Origin of the sequence: Streptomyces sp. NPDC012637 (genome assembly GCF_042954805.1) — a bacterium.
Lineage (GTDB): Bacteria > Actinomycetota > Actinomycetes > Streptomycetales > Streptomycetaceae > Streptomyces.
The window spans coordinates 65,608-85,679 of record NZ_JBIBDS010000013.1; the positions used below are offsets into that span (position 1 = coordinate 65,608).

The following is a 20,072-nucleotide window of genomic DNA, read 5'->3' on the forward strand; positions in this document are numbered from 1 at the left end:
GAAGGCGTGAAGGTTCAAGGCCGCGGCAAACGGATCAGTCTCTGGCTTGGTCAGAGCGCGCAGAAGATCCAGCACGGCGGCGGGTGAGCAGGCGTAAGCGGGGCACGCCGAGGAACGTCGAACGGCGTGGCGCCGGGCGCTGCGGCTCAGTTAGCGATCGGTGAGTGCTGATTTCATGGTGAATTCTCCCCCTGGGCGCTCTGGTTGGGGATCGCCCGGTGGTCAGCCGATGCAAGATCCCTTACGAACGGTCATGAACGTAACCGCCAGAGCACCTGGAGCACCATCCGTCACAGTGAACTTGGCTTGTACCAGATAGTTGAATTGCCCGTTTGATGGAAGTCGCTGCGCCCCTTCAGCGCCCCAGGGCGGTGGATGGATCGGTTCATCAACCAAAGCGCGATCGTGGTTGTCGGACGACGTCAGAACGTCAGTGGGTCGCGACGTGAGATGTCAGTGGTCGGCGACATGAGGTGTGTCAGTAGGCGGTGACGGCTCGGAGAGCATCCGCAGGCTGTACGCGACGTGGTCGGGCAGGACGTCGATGAGGTCGCTGCGGGTGACCATGTCGGCGGCGGCGAGGTCTTCGAGCGCCTGGCGCTGGGCGGCGTCGCCGGTGTCGATACCGCCGTCGACCCAGACGCGCAGGAGGACCTCCGCCTCGACGGGCTGGATCGGGCCGCGGATGTCGGGGCGGGGGTTCTTCCGTCCGGTGACGGCGTCGGCCTGGTCGGGCCGCAGGACGTCGAGGCGCGGGGCGGCGGTGTAGCCGTCCGGCGGGACGTGGCGGAGGGCGAGCGCCCCGCCGGCGTCGGGATGGGTGCGGGCGTGGTCGAGAGCGGCGGTCAGGCGGAAGCTGTTCCAGGTGAGCGCGAGGGCGATGCCGTCGGCGGTGAGGGGACCGTCGGCGTGCGCGAGCGCAGTGATCAGGGTGAGGGCGTCGCGGGCTGCGCCGGGCGGGCGCCGGTCGAGGACTTCGCGCTGGCGGGGCCGCTCGAAGAGGTCGTCCGCCCCCGCCATGAGGTCCGCGGGGTTCATGTCGAGGCGGCGGGCGAGTTCGAGTAGGACGCGGACGGGCAGGTCGGGGAGTTCTGCGAGGTCGATCTGGTGCTCGTGGACGCCGAGGAGGTCGGCGAGCTGCCAGGCGGTCATGCCGGCGGCGAGCAGTCGCCGCTTGAGGACGTGGTTCTTGGGGGCCGTCTTGTGGCGTCGGGGTCCTTGGCGGCCGGGGCGGGGGCCGAAGGCGGCATCGTTGCTGATCACAGGCGGCTGCGGACGTGGTCGCTGAGGGGGATGAGGTCGAGGCCGCGGTGATGCATCCATCCAGCCTGCTGGGCGTCGCGCTGGTCCTCGTCGCCGTGGCGGCAGTGGGAGCGGTGGAGCCAGGCCGGGTTGAGGTGGATGCGGTGGCAGGTGCGGAGGACGGCTTCGCGTAGGCCGGGCTCGGGGCTTTTGACGCCGGGGCTGTCGGGGTGGACGAACAGAGGGTCGGAGTCGGTGGCGCCCTGCTGGCGGCGGTAGGCGAGGTGGGCGGCGATGAGCGGGGCGACGTGGTCGGGCAGGAGGACCGGGTCGTCGGATTCGAGGTGGAGGACGTCGAGCGCGGACAGTTCGATGGGGCGGTGGCGGTGGCTGCGCCACTTCCACGGCACGGTGAGGAAGCGGGTCTCCTCGGAGATGTACGGGCTGCCGGTGACCGGCAGGTGGATGGTGTGGCCGTCGGGGGCGGTGTTGCCGCAGGTGATCAGGCCGAGTCCGGTAGGGCCGTGGGAGAGGTGGATGGACAGGGCGGTCGCGGCGGCGTCTTCGATGGTGGCGGCGGCGCGGAGCTTGTCGCAGACGCGGGCGGTGAGCTGGGACAGCAGGCGGGTGGTGGGGCCGGCGCCGAGGGTCTCGTACTGCCAGCGCAGCAGGTAGCCGCGGAGGAACAGGGCGGTCTGGATGCCGCGGAGCCGGGCGAGGGCGTGGGCTTGGTCGGGGGCGGGGCCGATGCGGTGGTCGCGGAGGTGGAAGGTGAGGCGGGCGGCGAAGGCGCGGGTGTGCCTCGGGCTGCCGGGGTGGGTGTGGTGGCCGGTCAGGCCGCGGCGGGTGAGCCACTGGTCGGCGAGGTGGACCTCGCGGTCGTAGACGGCGCGTACGGCGGTGAAGGTGTTGCCGGGGAGCTTCTCGCGGCAGTGCGCGAGGAAGACGGGGAAGTCCTGCATGGGCAGGGCGGGGCCGGTGCCTTCGGCCCACGGGGTTTCCGCGTCGGCGCGCAGGCCGCCGGTCAGGACGCGCGGCGGGGGCGGCAGCTCGCGCATGAAGGCGCGGAAGTCGATGGCGTCCAGGCGGTAGCCGGCGTCGCGGAAGGCGCGCAGCGGTGCGGGCACGTGCTTGTCGTCCTCGGTGGTCGGCCAGATCAGCCACACGGTGGCGCCGGCGCGGCGGCCGAGGTCGGCGAGGAGTTCGAGGGCGTCGCCGGGGAGCCGGTGGGCGCGGTCGACGACGAGGTGGCGGGTCTGGTCGGCGGTGAGCTGGGCGGCGGCCTGGGCCCAGGCGTCGGAGGTGGGGATGCGGTCGGCGAGCAGGGCGGAGGGGCTGCGGCCGGTGGCGGTGAGGATGTCGAGTGCGAGGTCGCTGACGCGGCCGCCGGGGGTGGGGCGGACGACGAGGCGGCCGGGGCCTTCGACGGCGGCCAGGCGGCGCACCATGCGGTGGTCGTCGCCGGGGTTGGCGACCAGGACCAGGCGGGGCCCGGTCGGCAGGTCGCGGTTGAGGACCGCGGGGGCGGTGTCAGGCATACACGCCGCCGCCGAGGAGGGTGAGGGCGTTGTCGATGACCTCGGTGTCGATGCGGGCGCGGCCGGCGTCCTGGCAGAGGCTGGCGGCGGTGTGGGTGAAGGCGGCCCAGTCGCGCATGGTGCCCTGTCCGTACAGTTCGTCGATCTGCCTCAGCAGCGTGTCGTCGGCCTCCGCGTAGATGGGGTGGTAGTCGCGCATGAGGGCGGGGACTTCCTCGGCGGACAGGGGGCGGAAGGGCAGGCGGCGGAAGACGCGGGAGCGGAGCATCGGTTCGCGGGAGAGGACCTCCCAGCAGCCGTCGCCGCCGACGTAGAGGAGGGCGAAGTTCGTCTTCGGCTCGTCGTGCAGGTGCCGCAGCAGTTCGATGCAGTCGCTGTTGAGGCGCTGGGCCTCGTCGACGACGACCAGGCGGCGGGGGTGGGCGAGCAGGTCCAGGAGCCGGTTGGTGATGTGGAACCGGTTGCGGGACTTGGGGGCCTCGGTGCCGGTGAGTTCGGCTAAGGGTTGTCCCGTAAATGATCTTCGGGTCGCCTCGGGTGTGGTTGGCCGCTGTGTGGCCCGCTTGCCTATCCTGCGAGGGCGAGGTTGTGCATGCGGGCGATGCCGAGCATGGCGTGGTGGACGCCGTCGCCCTTGAGGCGGCAGTCGCGGAGTATCTTCCAGTTCTTCATTCGGGCGAAGACGTGCTCGACGCGGGCTCGGACCTGCTTATGGGACTTGTTGTGTTCCTCTTTCCAGGCCGGGAGTTCGGTCTGGCCGCGCTTGCGGCGGTGCGGGATGACGAGTCCGGTGCCCGGGTAGCCGCCGTCGGCGATCGTGAGGGTCTTGCCGACGGCGGCCTTGGCGCCGGATTCCTCCCACGCCTTGCAGTCGTTGCGGTTTCCGGCGAGCGGCCGGCCGACCACGACGACCAGGCGGGTGTCGGCGTCGATGACGACCTGGTGGTTGGTGGAGTACCGGTAGTTCTTCGACCGCTCGGCGATGGCGTGGTCGCGGGTGGGGACCAGGGTGCCGTCCACGATGAGCACGGTGCCCTTGGCGAACCGCTTGCGGGGCTGGAGGGCGAGCATGGGCCCGAGGTGATCGATGATCCGGTCCGCCGCCGACTTCGAGACCCCGAACAGCGGGGCGAGCTGCCGCATGGTCAGGTTCGTGCGCCAGTAAGCCGCGACGAGCAGGGCCCGGTCCTCCAGCGGAAGGCTCCACGGCCGGCCTCTGCGGGCCGTGTCCGCGCCCTCGCGCCGCAGCACCGTCACCAGCTTCCCGAACTGCCGCGGGCTCAGCCCGGTGAACGGGGCTATCCAGGACGGCTCCGACGCCGTGATCACACCAGCCACAGCAAGATCATCACATCAGGGTCAGGCGGAGATCCTCAGCCCAGCTCTCGCAGCGGACGCGACCTCTGGGGAATGAGAGCTCCAGAGCAACGCGTCCGGTGTTCGGTTCGTGCTCTTCCCGCACCGCCAGAATGCTTTCCCCGATGTGATCTGCGAACGGTGTCTCGTTGCCGATCGCAGCCACGGTGACGCGTCCCCAGTCGCCCATGTCGTAGCCGGTGTGCGGCTCCGACTCCTCGACGATCAGACACCCGTCCGATCCGGTCGTGACGTGAACGGTGGCACCCCGGTCATCGACCAGCCACACGTCCAGCGGCCCCGCAGGGGCATCGCTGCCATACACATGCCGCGATCCGACGACCTCCACCAGCAGGCGTCCCACGAGGCTCTGGGCGGCCGCCCCACCGCCATGAAGCGGGCACCCGTTCGACTTCTCAAACTCCATCGGTCGACAGTAGCGCCGACCGACCTCTCAGCTCACAGCCTTATACGGGACAACCCTTAGTCCGTCGGCTCCTCAACGACAGCGAAGGGGACTCGCTGAACGGTGCGGCTGCCGGATGAGCGGTGCGCAGTACCGGTTCGTTTGAGCCGGCATGGCCGGTCCACTGACACACTCCGTGTCGCCGATCACTGTCAATCTCGTGTCGCCCGACAGTGGTAGTGACCTGGCTGACGGACCCATGAAGGCGAAGGGCTGGTCCGTCATCCAGATCAACAGCCGTAGACAGCACACGTCATCGCTGCTGAGCGGTGCGGCCGGCCTGCATGTCTCCAACTGTGTTGCCTGTGGAGAGCGCGCCTACGCGATGCGGGACGGTCCGGCCTGACGCGGGGCTGGCATACGATCTCAACCAACCGCCTGCCCAGGCGCACGAGATCGAGCAACAATCGGCGTAGAGGGCATCTGGACAGAGCGTGCCGCGATCGTTCGCGAGATCGCGGCGGGGAAATCGGGGGGCACGCTGAAGATCTTCGTCAGTCACGGGAGCGGCAAGGACCCGGAGGTCGCACGCGCGCTCAGCATCCTGGAACCCCGGCTCTCCGAGCGCGGCTACGACGTGTTCGTGGACGTCGAGAAGTTGCGGGTCGGCGAGTCTTGGAATCCAGCCTTGTTCGAAGAGATGTATCTCTGTGATGCCGCAGTCGTGCTGCTGGGTCCGCAGACCATCGAGGAGTCGGACTGGGTACGGCGGGAAGCTGATGTGCTGATGTCGCGGCACGTCGTGCGGAGCTTGCGTACGGTGCTTCCGTGTTTCATCGGGACGAAGGACACGGCCAGGGCCCGCAGGCGTGGTTTCGGCGCACTACTCGCCTTGCAGGCCGAACTCGGCCAGCGCGAGAGGAACCCGCTGCCACAAGAGGCCCTCACCGAGCGGATCATCGATTGGATTCTTGATGAGTTCGCGCCCGTTGCCGGGAAACCGGGCGATCAGGGTTTCCTCAAGTGGACTAAGCGCATTGCAAGCTTTCTTCGCAGTGCTCGGGTACGGGACGCGGACTCGCTCAGCGACGCCGCGGAGGAATTGCAGTGCTCATCTGTTGACAGGTTGCACGTACGGGCCAGCGTGGGCGCTGAGTTATTCCTCGCGCACATGATGTTCCGAGCGGGAGAGCTAGTGCGTGATACGGGCGCGAGTTTATTGCCCGACGCCCTGGCGGCGTTACGATCGGGGCTCGAGTCAGGCCAATTGCTCCAACTCGCTGATGAGCTGCTCCCCTCATGGGCTGACCCGGACGACTCTCAGCACTTCGCTCCCCCGCATCCCCCAGAGGCGGATGCCTGCGGCCCTCTCGTACTGCTGCGGGCGTACTCGGACTGGTCGGCGACGCAGCACATCAGCCGTGCTGTCTGCAATGCGCCTCGTTCCTATCACCTTCGTGCGCTGCCAGCTTGTGAGGACGTGCCACTCGACGAGAGCAGTCCCTACGACGCGCTAATGGAGAGCTGTCACGCGGCGCTGGAAGAACTCTTCGCAGTGCCGCCTGGTATGGGGCTCTGCCCTGAGCGGGTTCATCCGCGTCCGAAGACACGCGAGTATCTCGTAATCGACTCGCGCGGCTACGAGCTGGGAGACGTGGCTCGTGTCGTGAATGCCTTGCACGCTGACTATGAGTGGCTCGTGATTGTGGTGCTTTGCCCTGAGGAGATTCCAGAGCAGAAGGTGCTGGACGATCTGTCTCTTTCCCGAGCGATTCCTGTGTGTATTCCCCAGGAGATAGAGATGCGTGCGCACGCCTTCAAGCAGGAACTGGACAGCGTCGTTCGCAAGGCCAGCTGACTCACCGTCTGAACAGGGAGTTCCTTCCATGACTCTTTCCACAGCCGAGCAAGCGGACGTGCCTGATCGGGATGACGGTCTCGTCTACGTGATGCCAGATGATTTGCAGCTCGCTGTCGAAGTGGCGCTTGCTGCTGGAAGACCCTTGCTCCTGCGGGGGAAACCTGGTTCCGGGAAGAGTTCCATGGCACCCTTTGTGGCCGAGCAGCGCAAGTGGCGATACTACAACTTCGTTGTGACGTCTCAGACTCGAGCCCGCGATCTGCAATGGACTTACGACGGCGTGGCCCGGCTAGCCGACGCGCAAGCGTCTCGGTCGTGGCGGAACAGAAGGCTGCCGGGTCCTGATGCCTACGTCGAGCCCGGCCCTCTGTGGTGGGCATTCGCACCGGAGTCCGCCCGCCGGCACGTTAGTCAGAGCGCACAGGTTCGCGGGTTGCAGATGGACAAGCACCCTATGGAAGAGCGGAATGAGGGTCGAGATCCTGGTCATTCAGTGGTCCTTATCGACGAGATCGACAAGGCGGATCCGGACGTCCCGAACGGGCTGCTCGTTCCGCTGGGCACTCATGGGTTCACGGTTGCTGAGTCAGGAACGGCAGTGGCCATTGAACCCAGCCAGGGGACGGTGTCGGATCGTCCGTTCCATCAGCACTTGGTCGTCATCACGACGAACGAGGAAAGGGAACTCCCTCAGGCCTTCCTGAGGCGATGCGTGATCGCCGAGCTGACACCCCCTTCGTCCGTCGAGCAGCTGGTTGAAATCGCCAGCACACATCTGACGGCGCGTCTGGGAACGGTCCAAGACAGCGACATGCGACTGGCCGAAGCTCTGGCACATGAGCTGAGAAGGGTGAGACAGGATGCCCGCAAGAACAATGTACGCGAACCGAGTACTGCCGAGTACCTCGATGCCTTGTGGGCATGCCGTGCGCTGAACCTCACGGTCGGGGAAGGACGCTGGGACGCCGTGTGCCGGTTGACCCTTGTCAAGCCGCAGCATTTTAGGCGGTGAGCGCGATGATGTCTCAGCAGAACCAGAGCCGGTACTCCCGCGGGGAGAACTGGATCGCTGACATGGCCAGGGCTGTCACGGCTCTGAACGTTGATCCGGCCGACCATGCAAAGCTGAGGAGGGTCGCGGCGCTCCTCGGGATGTCGTGGGCCGCACCTGAGCGGCCGCTGCCAGACAGTGCGCCTGCTCGGCGGTCGGCTCCCTTAGTAACACCTGCAGCCACACAACAGGAGAAGGGGCGCCCTGTGTCCCAAGGCGGCGATCAGCAGCCTGAGACGCTGGATGAGCCTTTGCCGGTGCTCAGTCCAATCAGCACCGGCGATGAGGCGGTTGCGCGTCAATGGACTGAGCCGATGCTCGCCGAGCAGCAGCGGGATCCATCACCGAAGGCCGAGCTCTCCTACCAGCCTCTGTTGCCGCCGAGTTCCGAGAGTGCCAGTTTGCATCTTCTTCTCTCGAGGGTCATGCAGGAAGGGGCAGTTGATGTTGATCGTCTGCTGGACTTGGTCTGTCGGGGTGACGCTGTGTCGCAGCTTCCGCGTGAGCCTGTGCGCACCTTGCGCTTCGGGGTCCAGGTGCTGGTCGACCTCGGCGTCGGTATGCAGCCCTTCTATCGGGATCAGCGGGAGCTGGTCGATCGAATTCGCTCGTTGACTGGGCACCATGGTTGTGACGTTCAGTACTTCTCGGAGTCGCCTCTGCATCAGAGCGGATCCGGGCCCGGATGGACGTGGCGGCCATACGAACCGCCGCCTCAGGGTGCGCGGGTGGTTGTCTTGAGCGACTTCGGGAATAACGCCAGCACGTCAACTGCCGGGTTGCAGTCGGAATGGAGAAGGGTGGTGGGGTTGGTCCGGCGGGCCGGGTGCATGCCTGTGGCATTGGTGCCGGCACCATCTGAGTTGTGGCCGGACTGGCTGAGCTCATTGATGCCTGTGCTGACGTGGGACCGATGCACGACCACGGCGCGGGTCCACGTGGCTCTGTCATGAGCGGACACGACACGCCGAGGCTTCATGGTGCGCCACAGGTTGACGACCTTCCCGGGGCTGCTCAGTTACTTGCCATCGCCTTGTGCACCGCGACGCGCATCGAGCCGGAGCTGCTGAGGGCGATCCGGATTGAGGTGCGGCCGGAACTCAACGTCTCTGCCGAGTCCGCCCTCTGGTTCGGTCCGTGGGCACTACGCAGCAGTGGTCATTACATGGCCATACAGCGCGAGCTTCTCGGGCCACTTCGAGACCTGCTGTGCAGTGAACTGTCTCAAAGTCAGGAGGATGCACCGGTTCGCAGAGCGGGTCAGGTCATTCAGCGTCTCCATCGTGATCTGTCACCGGCCCTGGCGTTGGAAGAAGAGGTGACGTGGGCGGCCGTATGCGCGGATGCAGGTCTGGAGCCATACGACGCGGACGTGAGCATCGATCGGATGCTGGAGCGTGCCTTGCAGGCAGCTCTGCATGCTCCAGCGCGCCGCCAAGGTCTGCGGCGCTGGTTCGCAGGGGCGTGGCAGCGCTTTCCGGAACGGGTGAGACAAACACCAACAGCGCTCGAACTCTTCGGAGTGCTTTCTGACGAAGCAAACGTGCACGGGCGGCAGGGAATCGGCACCAGTCGCGTTGCACACCTTGCTGGCGTAGACGATGTGGTCGTGCCCGTGCGTCATGACGGATCGTCTCTGACGATCGGCGACCCGTCCTGGCCCGCTGTAGGCATTCTGGTGCCGGATACGCAGCCTCGTGTCCTTGAGATCGCCGGTGACGCAAGGATGTTGGACGAAGCGCAGAAGGTGCGTGTGCCACGCGGCGCGCAGATGGCAGTGCCGGTGTCGCACGTTCCCGTCTACGTCCGGACCGCTCGGGGCGTGGTGTACGAGGTGGCTGCTCGTGGTGCGTCCGAGGTGCTGCCCTATCCAGCGCGCATTGCCGGCGGGACTCCGCATCGTGGCCTCTTGGGTAGCAGAGTGTCCGAGCTTCGAGATCACGACGCGTTGAGATTCGGCATCGCAGCGCGGATCAAGCCCGTGGCCCGCACTATTTCATCCGACATGACACCGGATCTGCGGGTGCAGACTGACCTCGTTCCGCGCATGCCGCGTGCCAGTGATCTGCTGCTCCCTCTGCTGATGAGCAAGGCCTCCGAGCGCAGCCAGTTGATCGTCGTGGCAGGCAAGCGTTCCAGTGGACGGACACGGGCTGCGTGGGAGGCTGTCCGGCAGGCTCTGAGCGATTGGTGGGTGTGGGCTCCCCCCCTGATCGATCGGTCGAAGGCGCTACTGGAAGCCATCACTGAGGACCGGATCGGCTCTCATACCGTGCTGTGGCTCGACGACCTTGATATATGCCTGCGCCAAGCCGACGGAGAGGATGTGGCGCGCGCATTGTCTCAGGTGCTTGATGATCGCGCCCTCGCTCCGTTACTGCTGGTGGCTACGGGCGCGCCCTTTGAGGCAGGCTTGGTGGGTCTGGGGCCGGCCGCCCGAGCGCTCATGGAACGGGCATCATTCGTGCACGCTGCTACAGGTCGGCGGGAAACTGCCGCAGTATCAGCCGATGCCGTATCCGTGGCATGTGAGACGACAATCGCGAGGGCTGTGGCCGCTGAGCCTCCACACAAGCTGACTGTGCGCAGTGACCTACCGAAGCAACAGTCTTCCTTTGCCGGGCGCATTTCCACGCTGCAACGGCTGTTCTCCTACTGGTCTGACTCCGCACAGGACCGGGGACGGGTTGCCGTCCTGATGGGGATGCCGGGTGTGGGCAAGACCTCTTTGGCAGCAGCAGCAGTGCACGCAGGCAGGGGCCGCGGATGGTTCCCCGGCGGAGTTCTCTGGCTCAGTCTGCGTGGACGCCCGTTTACTGCTGATGTACTCCTGCGCGCGTTGGGCGTACCCGAGTCGGGAATCAGCTCGGCCGAGGATCCCTGGGTGATGTGTTCGGCGCTCATGCACCAGGTGACCGGCGCGGGGCGTGAGCCTGTCATGTTGGTTCTGGACGATACGCCATCCGTCGGTGACGCCCCGCTGACCCATCTCGCTCCGGGGCTGTCGGTTCTGATCACCACTCGCTCCCATGGACTGCGCAGTGCAGCGCGGACTGTGGTGGGCCCCTTGGACACGGCCGATGCTGTGAGCCTGCTGGCCAAGGCAGTACCACCAGGAGCTGACGGCAGAAACAGGCTCGAGGAAAACCCCGCGGCAACACGGATGCTGGGCGAGTTGTGCGGAGGACATCCGCTGGCGCTGGTCCAGGCTGCTGACCTTCTCCGTAAAGAACCGACGCTGACGCCGGCCTCACTGGTCGAGCGACTGGAAAGGTCTGCAGTCCTGGCTGACGCCCTCTCCGATGCCGATCACTCTGTACGAGCGGCTCTTGAGTGGGCCTACAAGCAGCTCACTACTGCGCAGGCTGCTGCCTTCCGTCTCCTAGGTCTCCTGCCTGGTGAGGACTTCAGCGAGGCTTCGGCTCTTGCTCTGCTAGGAGCCTCTCCGGATTATCTGCTGCGCAGACTGTTCAGGCTGCATCTGCTGCAACGTCTCGCTCATCACGACGTTGACCGCTGGCGGATGCACGGAATCGTCAAGCGGTTCGCGGCGGATCAGTGCCGCCTGCAGACAAGTAAGGAAGAACGGTCACTCGCTCTCAGGCGCCTGATGGGGTTCTACGAGCAGCACGCACGAGAGGCCGACGCCTGGACCCGGGACGAGCACGAGGCGCCCCGAATCGCCTTCTCGTCACGTAGGCAGGCAGTGCAATGGCTGGAGCGAGAGCGCAGGAATCTCGTGGCGGCAGTCCATGCATGCCTGCGCGAGGGTCTGGCCTCAACCGGGGCTGCCATCGCCCTTGCATTGGCCGAGTTCTTGACCCAGACCCGGCAGTTCGATGACCTCATGCGCATCATGAACGCGGTACTCAGCTCGCCAGCCGCTGATGGCGCGAACCAGTACACGCGCGCCGCAGCACTGAACAACTTCGCTGTCGCCATGGCCACGACTGGGGACTTCGACGCTGCCATGTCGGCGCTGCGGGACGCGGCACAGCTCGGCGACAAGGCCGACGAACGCTCTGCGGCTTACGCGCTGATGATGAGCAACCTCGGCGCCACGCTTCTTATGGGAGGACGGCTGCAGGATGCGGTCCGCATCCTGCGCGATGCGGCGACGCGGTGCACCGAGATCGGCGAGCGCACTGCCCTAGTACAGATCCTCAGCAACCTGGCCATCGCTCTGCTGGAGCAGGGCAAGCCTCATGAGGCGTTGACTCAACTGAGCCAAGCTCAGGCTCTATCGAAGCAAGATCAGGTGTCCTTGCATGAGAACGCCGTACTGCTCACCACGCTTGGAACAGCCCAGTTGCGAACGGGGCGCACTGAGGAAGGTATGGAGACGTTGGCACTAGCTGCCTTGCGAGTCGGACAGATGGGCAAGGCACCGGGACATGCTGATGTGCTGGAAAGTCTGGGGCGGGCAATGCTCGAGGTCGGCCAGTTCGAAGAAGCGAGAGGCCTGTTCGCCAAGGCCGTTACAGCTTACGGCGAGCTCGGCGATGTAGGAGGCGAGGCTCGAGCCGGCAACAACCTTGGGCTGGCACTGCTGGAGAGTCAGCAGGACGGAGCAGCCTTGCTGGAACTGGAGCGGGCTCGGGACAGGTATCTGACGATTGGAGACAGGTCCTCGGCCGCGCAGTGCCTTAACAACGTCGGCAACGCTCTTCGGCGTCTGGAGCGGACCGACGAGGCAATCTACGCACTCTCCCAAGCGGTGGCGGAGCTACGGTCTGCTGGGGATCAGCGTGCGCTCGCGGAGGCTCTTCTGAATCTGGGGCTGTCGTACGTGGAGGTAGGGGACGTCGAGGCAGCGCACAGTGCACTGTCTTACAGTGCCGAAGTCCATACGGCATTGGGAGATATCACCTCGCGGGCACGGGCGCTTCACGCATTGGGGCGTGCAGCACACAGCGCAGGCGACAGTTCATCCTTGGACTACTTGCGAGCTGCCACCGAGTCGTTTCGCCATGGCCGTGACACTACGGGCCTCTTCGACTCGCTGCTCCTTTTGAGTGACCTGCTCAACGATGCGGGGGAGCACAGGGAAGCCCGAGCCGTCTTCCAGGAGGCCATGCGGTTGAGAGAGGCTGTGCGTGAGGACTAAATAGCCCTCCGAAGGCGAGTGCTGGGCACACTGCCGACGGGGCGCATGCCGGCAGCCTGCAACCTAGGAATCGAGGGGATGCCGCTGCGGACCGTAGGTGACGAACGTAACCAGATTGCCGGCGCCCGCCTGGACAACCGACCCGTGCAGCGATGCTCCTCTCTCATCGCTTCCGTGGTTGTGGGTGTAGGACCGGTGCCGGGCGTCGCTTACCCACGCGTTCAATGCCTCGTCGAAAGCACTCTCCTTGCGGGCGCGCTGCCCAAGGGCATGAATGAGCTCTTCAGCCCGAGCGGCGCTCGTAGGGACTGCCTCAAACGCACGGAGTTCCTGCTGGGCAGCAGGTGGGGCCTCGGGCCGATCTGCGGCGGGTTTCGCCACGAGCTCGGCTAACCGGTCCCACGCCTCCCGCTCGGCCTCCCCTCCTCGGATGACACCGAGCGCAACCCGGACCAGCAGCGCAGGCGACAGCAACTCATCCATGCACGTACATCCCCCTTCGCAGCGGACCTTGACTCACGGCGCAATTATGGATGAATCCACGCAAGTGATCCTCACTAGCTGCTCCCTGATGCTTACCCCGCGCTCGAAAAAGATAGGCGCACCTAAGTAACCTCACCTCGGCGGAGCGGACTCCGTCTGAGGCGCCGCCGAGCCTGTGCTCCCCACAGCAGGTGCGGGGGCTGAGCCAGCCAGCGGGTCGACACCCGGCGGTACTGTTGGCCCCGCCCCAGCCCGCAAGCGTTCGAAAACAAGATCGAAGGTGAATCCGGCGCTGAAGCCAAGCGGCACCGTAAAGAACAGCAGACGCCTCACGTCGAGCGCGTCCAGCAGGGTCGGCAGGGTCAGCAACTGGGATGCGCAATAGAGGAGAACTGAGACGAGACCCGCTCCCAGGCCACGGACCGCCGCCCGCAAAGATGTGGATCCGCTCTCGAAGGAATGGCGGATGAGTGCTCCAGCGACGGATGCGATCAAGGGAGCAGCAAGAAGAACCGACAGACTCCGCGCCGATGCCGGACCAGCCGGCGGGGCGAACGCGATCGCAGCGATCGACAAGAGCATGCACAGGACAGACAGCATGAGGCTGGCGTTCACACGCAAGGCTGCCCATCGGCTGTCGCGCTGTGCCACGACTTCGGCGGCCTGCCGACGGGCACGCTGCTCCAGCAAGCAGGCGACCAGCCTGGGCGCCGCATCAACCTGCCAGTCATCCCCCATCAGAGCGATGTCGGCATCGTCTGTACCGTTGCGTGCCTTGTCGAGGTTCACCCAGACCTGGCTCGCCCCGCCACCGAACGCCGCGACCGGCAGCAGGGGGATTCCCTGGGACAGGGCAACGATCCCTGCGACGCGGGTCGACTGGCCTCCGCCTACCAACAGGACCCCGTCACAGTTCAGCAGGGTCCGGTAGTACGACACCTCCCACTCTCCGCTTGTGTCTCTGACGGTCTGGACCGTGACGGCGCTGTCCGGCGGCAGAGCGAAGTCAACGGCCTTATGGCGCGGCGGGTAAGCGAAAACGTTGCCGGGGGCATCGGCTGTGCCGGCCTCGGCATAGCCGTGGACGACATCTGCCTCGATGTAGGTGCTCTTACTGGAGAAGACCGCCAGATCGCATCCGGCACGGTATAACTCTGCCCCCAAGGTTCGGCATGCCTCAGGAGCCCCCTCCGCACCGCGAAGCGGCGGGTTGAAGGTGCGTGTCGCGTCGGCACTACCGACAACGGCAATCAGAGGACGTGAGCGCGCTGTTGCTGACATGACTCATGTCTAGCGTCATTGCCTGCCAGATGTACGGGAGTTGCCCTTTCAGACGGCTTTGAGTGAAGTCCTGGCCGGGCAGGGCATCCGTGTCGGAGGTGGTCAGGATTCCCCAAGTCCAACTGCTCTCGGCAGGAGCCTCCGGCTGAGGCACGTACTGGTGGGGAATGGCACCGGCTACCGCAGCCGCTTCGGGAGACTCAGCCAACCACAGCTGCCAGCCGGAGGGGGAGGCGGCCACGAAGGGTCGGGCTGCCAGCCGACCGGGGGTGATGCCGATCTCGAATTTTCCCCACTGCTGCTCTTCGCCCCAGTTGGTTCACGAAGTGAACCAACTGGGGAAAGTGGGGAGCGGAAAGCAGAAGGACTCACCGATCGCTGGGTCGGTGAGTCCTTGAGCGCGGGGTGAGTCAGTGGGACGCGACGAAGCCCGCTGACTGGTCGAGGTGGAATGGCGAGCCAGGGCTCTCCGGCGTCCAGCCGTCAGTGAGAGCGGTGCGGATGTTGTCAGCCACCCGGGCGGGCAGGATCGGGCTGCCCTGTGTTCCGAACCAGTTGCTTGGGTGCGGCTGGTTGGTGGTGACCACCAGTGTGGTGCCGGGAGTGTCAGCGTGTTCGACCGCGTAGGTGAGGGGTGACCGGACCAGTCCCTGGTCGTAGGTCGGCCGTCCACGGAGTCGCCACCGGTAGGCGGTGCCGTCCACGTTGATGAGCCGCGATCCCTTTTTGACCAGTGCCATGTCCACATCCTTTCCCATGTGACAGTAGTGAACGGCGACTGATCGTGTCCTGCCGATTCCTGTCGGGTGGTGTCAGCTTCTGCACATCGGGATCACGTCCCGACTTGCTGCTGGGATGGTGTGCTCGGCTAGATGGGCGAGGACGGTGTGGTGGGCTTCCCAGCCGTCGGGGATCTTGGGGATGAGCCCGGGGCGTACGGGGTCGTTGGAGGGGTGGGCGTCGAGGAGTTCGTAGATGCCTGCGCGGGCGACGATGATGCAGGCGTGACGGTGGCGTGAGGTGAGGACGCACAGGCGGCCGGCGTCCAGGTGGAAGGCGGAGGCATTGCCGCGGCCGGAGAGTGGGTGCAGGACGATGGTGACTCTGCGTTCGCAGCCTTGGAGCCGGTTGGCGGTGTCGATGGCGATGCCGTGGAGTCGGGGGTAGTGGCGGGCCAGGAGTGCGCGAAGGTGGTCGACCTGGATGCGATGGGTCGTGCCGATGGCGATGTCTCCGGGGCACAGTGTGTGTCCCCCAGGGTCTTGCTCGCAGGTGGCGGTGGCGCCCCGGATCAGCAGCCGTTCGGCGATGCGGAGGGCTGCGTGGAAGGCTTCGCTGTCGAGGTGGTGAGTGGTGCGTGCTGGTAGTTCGAACAGTGCCCATCCGGTGCGGGCGGCGTGCTCGATGACGCGGTCGGCGGGGGTGCGCATTCCGGCGTTGGGGAACGTGAGGGTTCTGTCCGATGCGTTGCTTCCGGCTTGGAAGGGTGTGCGGGGGTAGAAGGCCTCGCTGATCAGGGGGATGGCTGAGGGCGGCAGGCGCCAGGACACAGGCAAGGAGTGGACGGGCAGGTCGGGGTTGTTGGCGAGTGCGACGGCGACTGCGCTGTTCATGGGGTCGTGGGCCATGTCGGCAAAGCGGTCGGTTTTTACTGTGGAGAAGGGGTCGAGCTGGCCGGGGTCTCCGACGAAGAGTGCCTGGTTGAAGAGGTGGGCGGTTCTCAGGAGGATGTCGGAGCGCATCTGGTAGGCCTCGTCGATGATCCCCCATGGCCATCGTCGGTCGGTGACCGTGGCCCATTTCATGGCCGTTCCCACGATGATGTCCGCAGTTGGTTCGAGGTCTTCGATGCGGGTGCTCACATGGATGCCGGAGTGTGCCTGCAGGTCGTGGGGGGCCGTGTGGTCGACTCCGGTGAACCGGGCGATTCGAAGATGAGGGTGGTCGTCGGTGAATCGCCGCACAAGGTGGTCGGCCTGGCTGTTGGTCTGGGCGATGACGGGGCAGGGGCTGCTGGACCGGGTGAGCGTGGCGGCGGCCTGGGCGACCAGGGTGGTCTTCCCGGCGCCAGGTGGGGCCTTTACGACGAGCCCGCGATGGGCGAGGGTGGGCAGTTGTTCCAGGACGGCGCGGGTGGCGTTTTCCGCCTGCTGCTGCGCGGACGGCATGCGGGGCGGTGTCACGGCTTGTCCTCGCTCCGTTCCACGTCTCTGCCGTGCGGATGGCCGGCGGGAGGGCCTCCGTGGGTCCAGGGGGTCTGGTCGCGTGTGGGGAATTCCGGCATCCGGTAGTGGTCAGGTGCGAGGGTGAAGACGAGGACAGCACCTGGTTCGGGCAGAACGGCGTGGTTGGGGCGGGTCACGGTGCCCATGCCTGCGGTGATCTCGACCTCGACCAGTGTCTCGCCGTTTGTCTCGGCCGGTGTGTCGCCGTCCGGGTGCGTGATCGTACGGATTTTGTAGCGGGCGCCGGGGTGGGTGTGGCAGGCGAGGGCGCGGCCGGGATCCAGGACCACGGGGTCTGAAGTGGCCAGCGAGAACCGGGGGCGCCACAGTCCTCGGCCGGTGGGCCCGCGAAGGGTGTGTTCCGGTTCGAGCGTGGTGACGTGGCCTGCGAATGCCTCACCGGTGGTGCGCAGTTCTGCCCGTACGAAGGGGTCATCTGCGGCGCGTTCGGCGGCGAAGGTGATGGCCGCGTGTTCCATACGGGCCAGGCGGGCGGCGGTGGCGGCGGCTTGTTCGCGGGCTGGTTGGGGTCGTCCGTCCTGGTCCAGGTAGGTGCATTCTTCGGTGAATGCGGTGCGCTCAAGGTCCCATCGGCGTGTGGTGTTCTTGGCTTCGGGGAGAGCCTGCAGGAGTGTGTAGGCGTGCCACATGAGCTCCCAGGTGGGACGCATGTAGGCGGTGAGCAGGCGGTTGAGTTCTTCCATGATGCGGGTCTGGTCCTGGCCGCGGGCCCTGGCGTATGCGTGGAACAGGGGTGCGAGTTGGTCGTTGTCGAAGGCGGCGTCGGTAGCTGGCCCTGCGGGACGGTGGGTGGCGGGGTCCGCTGCTTTGTCTGCGGCGTCGCGCCCGGAGTCTGCGTGACGAGGTGGGTCGATCCATGCCAGCAGGGTGGCGAGGTCGTTGTCCTCTAGCGGGCTTTGGCCGGTGATCCAGTGCATGCCGAGAAAGCCGGTCATGGGGATGAGGGCGGCCGACCCGGGGATGTCGTGTGCGCGGTCGGTGAGATAGGTGAGCCAGTGTCCCAGGCGCTGGACGGATCGGGAGCCGGGTGTCTCGTCGTCGACGCGGCGGAGTCTCAGGTCGGCCCCAAGCGTTTTGAGGTGTTCCACTGTCTGGGGGTTGGGCACGAGGATCTGCGGGGCGTCGGTGTACCGCTTGCGTGCCGGTCTGCCGGATGTGGCTGGCAGGTTCTCGCTTCGCTGCCGGCGGGTGTCGATGTAGGCGATGACGGTGTCGGCCAGGGCGGCGAGCATGGGGGCGGTGCTTCCTGAGGGAGGTGCGACCAGGAGCTCCGGGTGGTACGGATCGGTGCCTAGCATGACGGCCAGCGGTCGTGCTGCGGGGCCTGTTCGTTTCAGGGTGATCAGCATCAGTGGCTGGTCGCTGAGGTGGAGGTGGCGCAGTCGGCTGGCACGCTGGGCGTTGCCGGTGGATGCGGCGCATGCTCGCAGGTATGAGGCCAGAAGGCTCATGTGCTGCCTTTCTGGAGGTCTGTGCGGACGCGCTGTGCGTGACGCAGGGCGCGGACGGTGTCCTTTTGGTCCCGTGATGGGTTGAGGTGTCCGTCGGTGAGGGCCAGGGCGGTGGCGATGGTGTCGATTCCTGCCAGGTCGTTGAGGACTGTGGGACCCAGGAATCCGGTGCTGCCCTGGTTGCGGGCCTCGGTGCGGCAGTGGGGGGCCAGTTCGCAGTGGTGGCGGCAGGCGGGCGTGTAGTGGGGCTGTGTGGTGGCAAGTGCGTCGGTGAGTTCACCGTGGGGGCGGGTCGGTCTGCCGTCGGCGCCGGGCTGCAGGTCGAAGGTGGTGTCTGCAGGGAGGTCGTCCACCAGTGCGGGCAGTCGCTCGAGTCTGTTGAGGTGGCGGCTGAGGTGGCGGATCTGCTTGGCGGCGTTGTAGGGCGTGGCGGTGGGTCGGCGGGTGAAGTTGAGCGGGTTGACCAGGACCACGGTGTCGGAGACACGCTCTGCTGAAAGGCCGTCGCCGGTGAGGAGCTCGCGCAGGGCCAGGACGTAGGCGGCGGCCTGGGTCAGTGCTGCGGCGGCCTTCATCGGGTCGGGCCGTCCGTGGATGACGGGGAAGGATTTGACTTCCACGACGTAAAAGACCCCTTCGTCGTGGAAGGCGATCACATCGGGCTCGAGGTATGCCTGGCGGCCGGCGACCGTCAGGCTCAGCACGGGATGGTCGAGCAGGTTGCAGGGGTCGGCCCTGCCATGGGCTGCGCTGAGGATGCGTGTGCTGGTGTAGGCGTGGCGAAGGCCCAGGGGGGATTTGTCGTTGTCGCTGCCGACGCTGTTGACGTCTTTGTAGGTCGCCGCGGACGGGGCCAGTTTGAGGGCTTGGCGGAGGAGCGCCACCAGGGCGGCTGCGCCCTGGTCGGTGACCTGGCGTTCGAAGGCGATGCCGTAGTCGAGGGCGAGCTGGGATTTCCTGAGTGGTCGGGGGAGGCCGAGATGGGTGGCGAGGGCGTCTTTGTCGATGCCGGCGGCGTCCAGGATGGAGCGGCGGTCGCATCTGGGGTTTGCGGTGAGGGCTCCCAGGGTTCGTGCGGTGTGTGGGAGGGGCGGGCCTGATCCGCGTAATGCGCCCAGTCGTGCGTCGAGCGAACTCACTGTCTTCCTTGAGTGTGCAGAGCACAGGTCGTGCGTCGTAGGGGCGGTTTACGAGGCGCGGTGCTGGCGGTTGACGTCGCGCAGGGTGTTGCCGAAATGCTGTTCCACGTCGCCGAGGCTCCGACGGGCCCGGCGGGCCGCTTCGGTGCGGGTGTCGGCGTCGTCGTCGGCGTGGATCTCGAGTTCGGCTGCTGCGGCTTGGCGCAGCGCATCCAGGTCGAGCGGCCGGCGGCTTGTGTGGGTGTGGAGATTGCGGCTGTAGGACATCAGGAGCTGCCGTGCGTGTTGCGGCAGTTCTGCGTCACCGGCGAGGTCTTCGGCGGCGTCCGCGAGCCGTAGGGCCGAGGTGAGGAAGTGGACTCGCTGGGTGAGCGGTCCCACGATCCGCTGCTCGAGCGGCCAGGTACTCAAGGCGAGCAGAGCTCGGGCCGGTGAGAGCAGGTCCGACGTCAGAGCGGAGCAGATGTAGTAAGGGCGCGCATAGGGGGTGGAGCGGAAGGAGCGTTCCTCGTCGCGGCGCAGGGTGGTTAGGCGGGCGGTGTTCAGCGGGCCGGAGAAGAAGGCCTGGTGGACCTGGCTGAGCAGCCTCGGTGAAGCGGGGACCGTGAGGAGGGTCAGTGCTTCGCGGACCTGTTCGCGGGCGGGCCGGCCCTCCCAGCTGTGTTCGGGTGTCTGCGGTGTGGCGGGCTCCGGCTGGGTGTTGTCGGCGGTGCCGTCCGGGCTGCACAGGACGTCCCAGGCCAGCTGAATTCGCTTCAGTTCTGCTCGCAGAATCTCTGCTTGGGCTGTCTCGTGTTGGGTGAGCGCCTGGCGGATCTCCTGCTGCAGCTGCTGCATGCGTTTTTCGAGTGCGACCAGGTGCTCATGCATGGCCGCATGCTAGCAGGCCCTCATGTTGCCTCATTTTGCCC

15 protein-coding genes and 1 pseudogene are annotated in these 20,072 nt (G+C 66.3%); 3 read left to right on the forward strand and 13 right to left on the reverse strand.

From position 1 onward, the window contains the following. Window positions 1-453 precede the first annotated feature (453 nt). The 6 genes and pseudogenes from ACFY8W_RS36460 to ACFY8W_RS36485 form a co-directional block, all read right to left on the reverse strand. Window positions 454-1,263: a hypothetical protein gene (locus ACFY8W_RS36460; protein ID WP_391115124.1), complete on the reverse strand. Its 810-nt coding sequence runs from the start codon at window positions 1,261-1,263 to the stop codon at window positions 454-456. Further along, window positions 1,260-2,780 (reverse strand): ATP-binding protein, encoded by a 1,521-nt coding sequence (locus tag ACFY8W_RS36465; protein WP_391115126.1) that lies wholly within the window; start codon window positions 2,778-2,780, stop codon window positions 1,260-1,262. Before ACFY8W_RS36465 ends, ACFY8W_RS36460 begins: the two co-directional genes overlap by 4 nt. Then, complete coding sequence (locus tag ACFY8W_RS36470) at window positions 2,773-2,979, reverse strand: hypothetical protein (RefSeq protein ID WP_391115129.1); 207 nt, start codon at window positions 2,977-2,979, stop codon at window positions 2,773-2,775. The genes ACFY8W_RS36465 and ACFY8W_RS36470 overlap by 8 nt, the downstream gene beginning before the upstream one ends. A gap of 141 nt (window positions 2,980-3,120) precedes the next feature. Then, a pseudogene (locus tag ACFY8W_RS36475) lies at window positions 3,121-3,444 on the reverse strand (AAA family ATPase); the annotation flags it as partial. After that, a complete protein-coding gene (locus ACFY8W_RS36480) occupies window positions 3,348-4,118 on the reverse strand; it encodes a transposase (RefSeq protein ID WP_391115132.1) in 771 nt (256 codons plus the stop codon). The gene ACFY8W_RS36480 and the pseudogene ACFY8W_RS36475, both read right to left, overlap by 97 nt. Window positions 4,119-4,128: 10 nt before the next feature. Next, window positions 4,129-4,563, reverse strand: coding sequence for a hypothetical protein (locus ACFY8W_RS36485; RefSeq protein WP_391115135.1), 435 nt, complete (start codon window positions 4,561-4,563; stop codon window positions 4,129-4,131). A 526-nt stretch (window positions 4,564-5,089) separates the two neighbouring features. Between ACFY8W_RS36485 and ACFY8W_RS36490 the strand changes: the two genes are divergently transcribed. The 3 genes from ACFY8W_RS36490 to ACFY8W_RS36500 all read left to right on the forward strand — a co-directional run bounded on the left by ACFY8W_RS36490 (window position 5,090) and on the right by ACFY8W_RS36500 (window position 12,561). Further along, window positions 5,090-6,400, forward strand: coding sequence for a TIR domain-containing protein (locus ACFY8W_RS36490; protein ID WP_391115188.1), 1,311 nt, complete (start codon window positions 5,090-5,092; stop codon window positions 6,398-6,400). A gap of 28 nt (window positions 6,401-6,428) precedes the next feature. Beyond that, the gene (locus ACFY8W_RS36495; protein WP_391115137.1) at window positions 6,429-7,415 is read left to right on the forward strand and encodes an AAA family ATPase; all 987 of its coding nucleotides are present in this window, start codon (window positions 6,429-6,431) and stop codon (window positions 7,413-7,415) included. Window positions 7,416-8,403: 988 nt separating this feature from the next. Further along, window positions 8,404-12,561 carry a tetratricopeptide repeat protein gene (locus tag ACFY8W_RS36500; protein WP_391115140.1) on the forward strand — a complete coding sequence of 1,386 codons (4,158 nt, stop codon included), beginning with the start codon at window positions 8,404-8,406 and terminating at the stop codon, window positions 12,559-12,561. Window positions 12,562-12,624: 63 nt separating this feature from the next. Here ACFY8W_RS36500 and ACFY8W_RS36505 read toward each other — a convergent pair whose 3' ends face one another. The 7 genes from ACFY8W_RS36505 to ACFY8W_RS36535 form a co-directional block, all read right to left on the reverse strand. Further along, window positions 12,625-13,044, reverse strand: coding sequence for a hypothetical protein (locus tag ACFY8W_RS36505; protein ID WP_391115143.1), 420 nt, complete (start codon window positions 13,042-13,044; stop codon window positions 12,625-12,627). A 132-nt stretch (window positions 13,045-13,176) separates the two neighbouring features. Further along, window positions 13,177-14,325, reverse strand: a complete 1,149-nt coding sequence (locus ACFY8W_RS36510) for a hypothetical protein (RefSeq protein ID WP_391115145.1) — start codon at window positions 14,323-14,325, stop codon at window positions 13,177-13,179. Between the two features lie 410 nt (window positions 14,326-14,735). Beyond that, window positions 14,736-15,065, reverse strand: coding sequence for a hypothetical protein (locus ACFY8W_RS36515; protein ID WP_391115148.1), 330 nt, complete (start codon window positions 15,063-15,065; stop codon window positions 14,736-14,738). A gap of 72 nt (window positions 15,066-15,137) precedes the next feature. Then, on the reverse strand, window positions 15,138-16,493 hold the full coding sequence (locus ACFY8W_RS36520; protein WP_391115150.1) for an AAA domain-containing protein: 1,356 nt from the start codon (window positions 16,491-16,493) through the stop codon (window positions 15,138-15,140). 11 nt (window positions 16,494-16,504) lie between these two features. Further along, the gene (locus tag ACFY8W_RS36525; RefSeq protein ID WP_391115153.1) at window positions 16,505-17,803 is read right to left on the reverse strand and encodes a hypothetical protein; all 1,299 of its coding nucleotides are present in this window, start codon (window positions 17,801-17,803) and stop codon (window positions 16,505-16,507) included. 215 nt (window positions 17,804-18,018) lie between these two features. Beyond that, window positions 18,019-19,161: a hypothetical protein gene (locus ACFY8W_RS36530; protein WP_391115156.1), complete on the reverse strand. Its 1,143-nt coding sequence runs from the start codon at window positions 19,159-19,161 to the stop codon at window positions 18,019-18,021. Window positions 19,162-19,209: 48 nt separating this feature from the next. Then, window positions 19,210-20,031: a hypothetical protein gene (locus tag ACFY8W_RS36535; protein ID WP_391115159.1), complete on the reverse strand. Its 822-nt coding sequence runs from the start codon at window positions 20,029-20,031 to the stop codon at window positions 19,210-19,212. Window positions 20,032-20,072 lie beyond the last annotated feature (41 nt).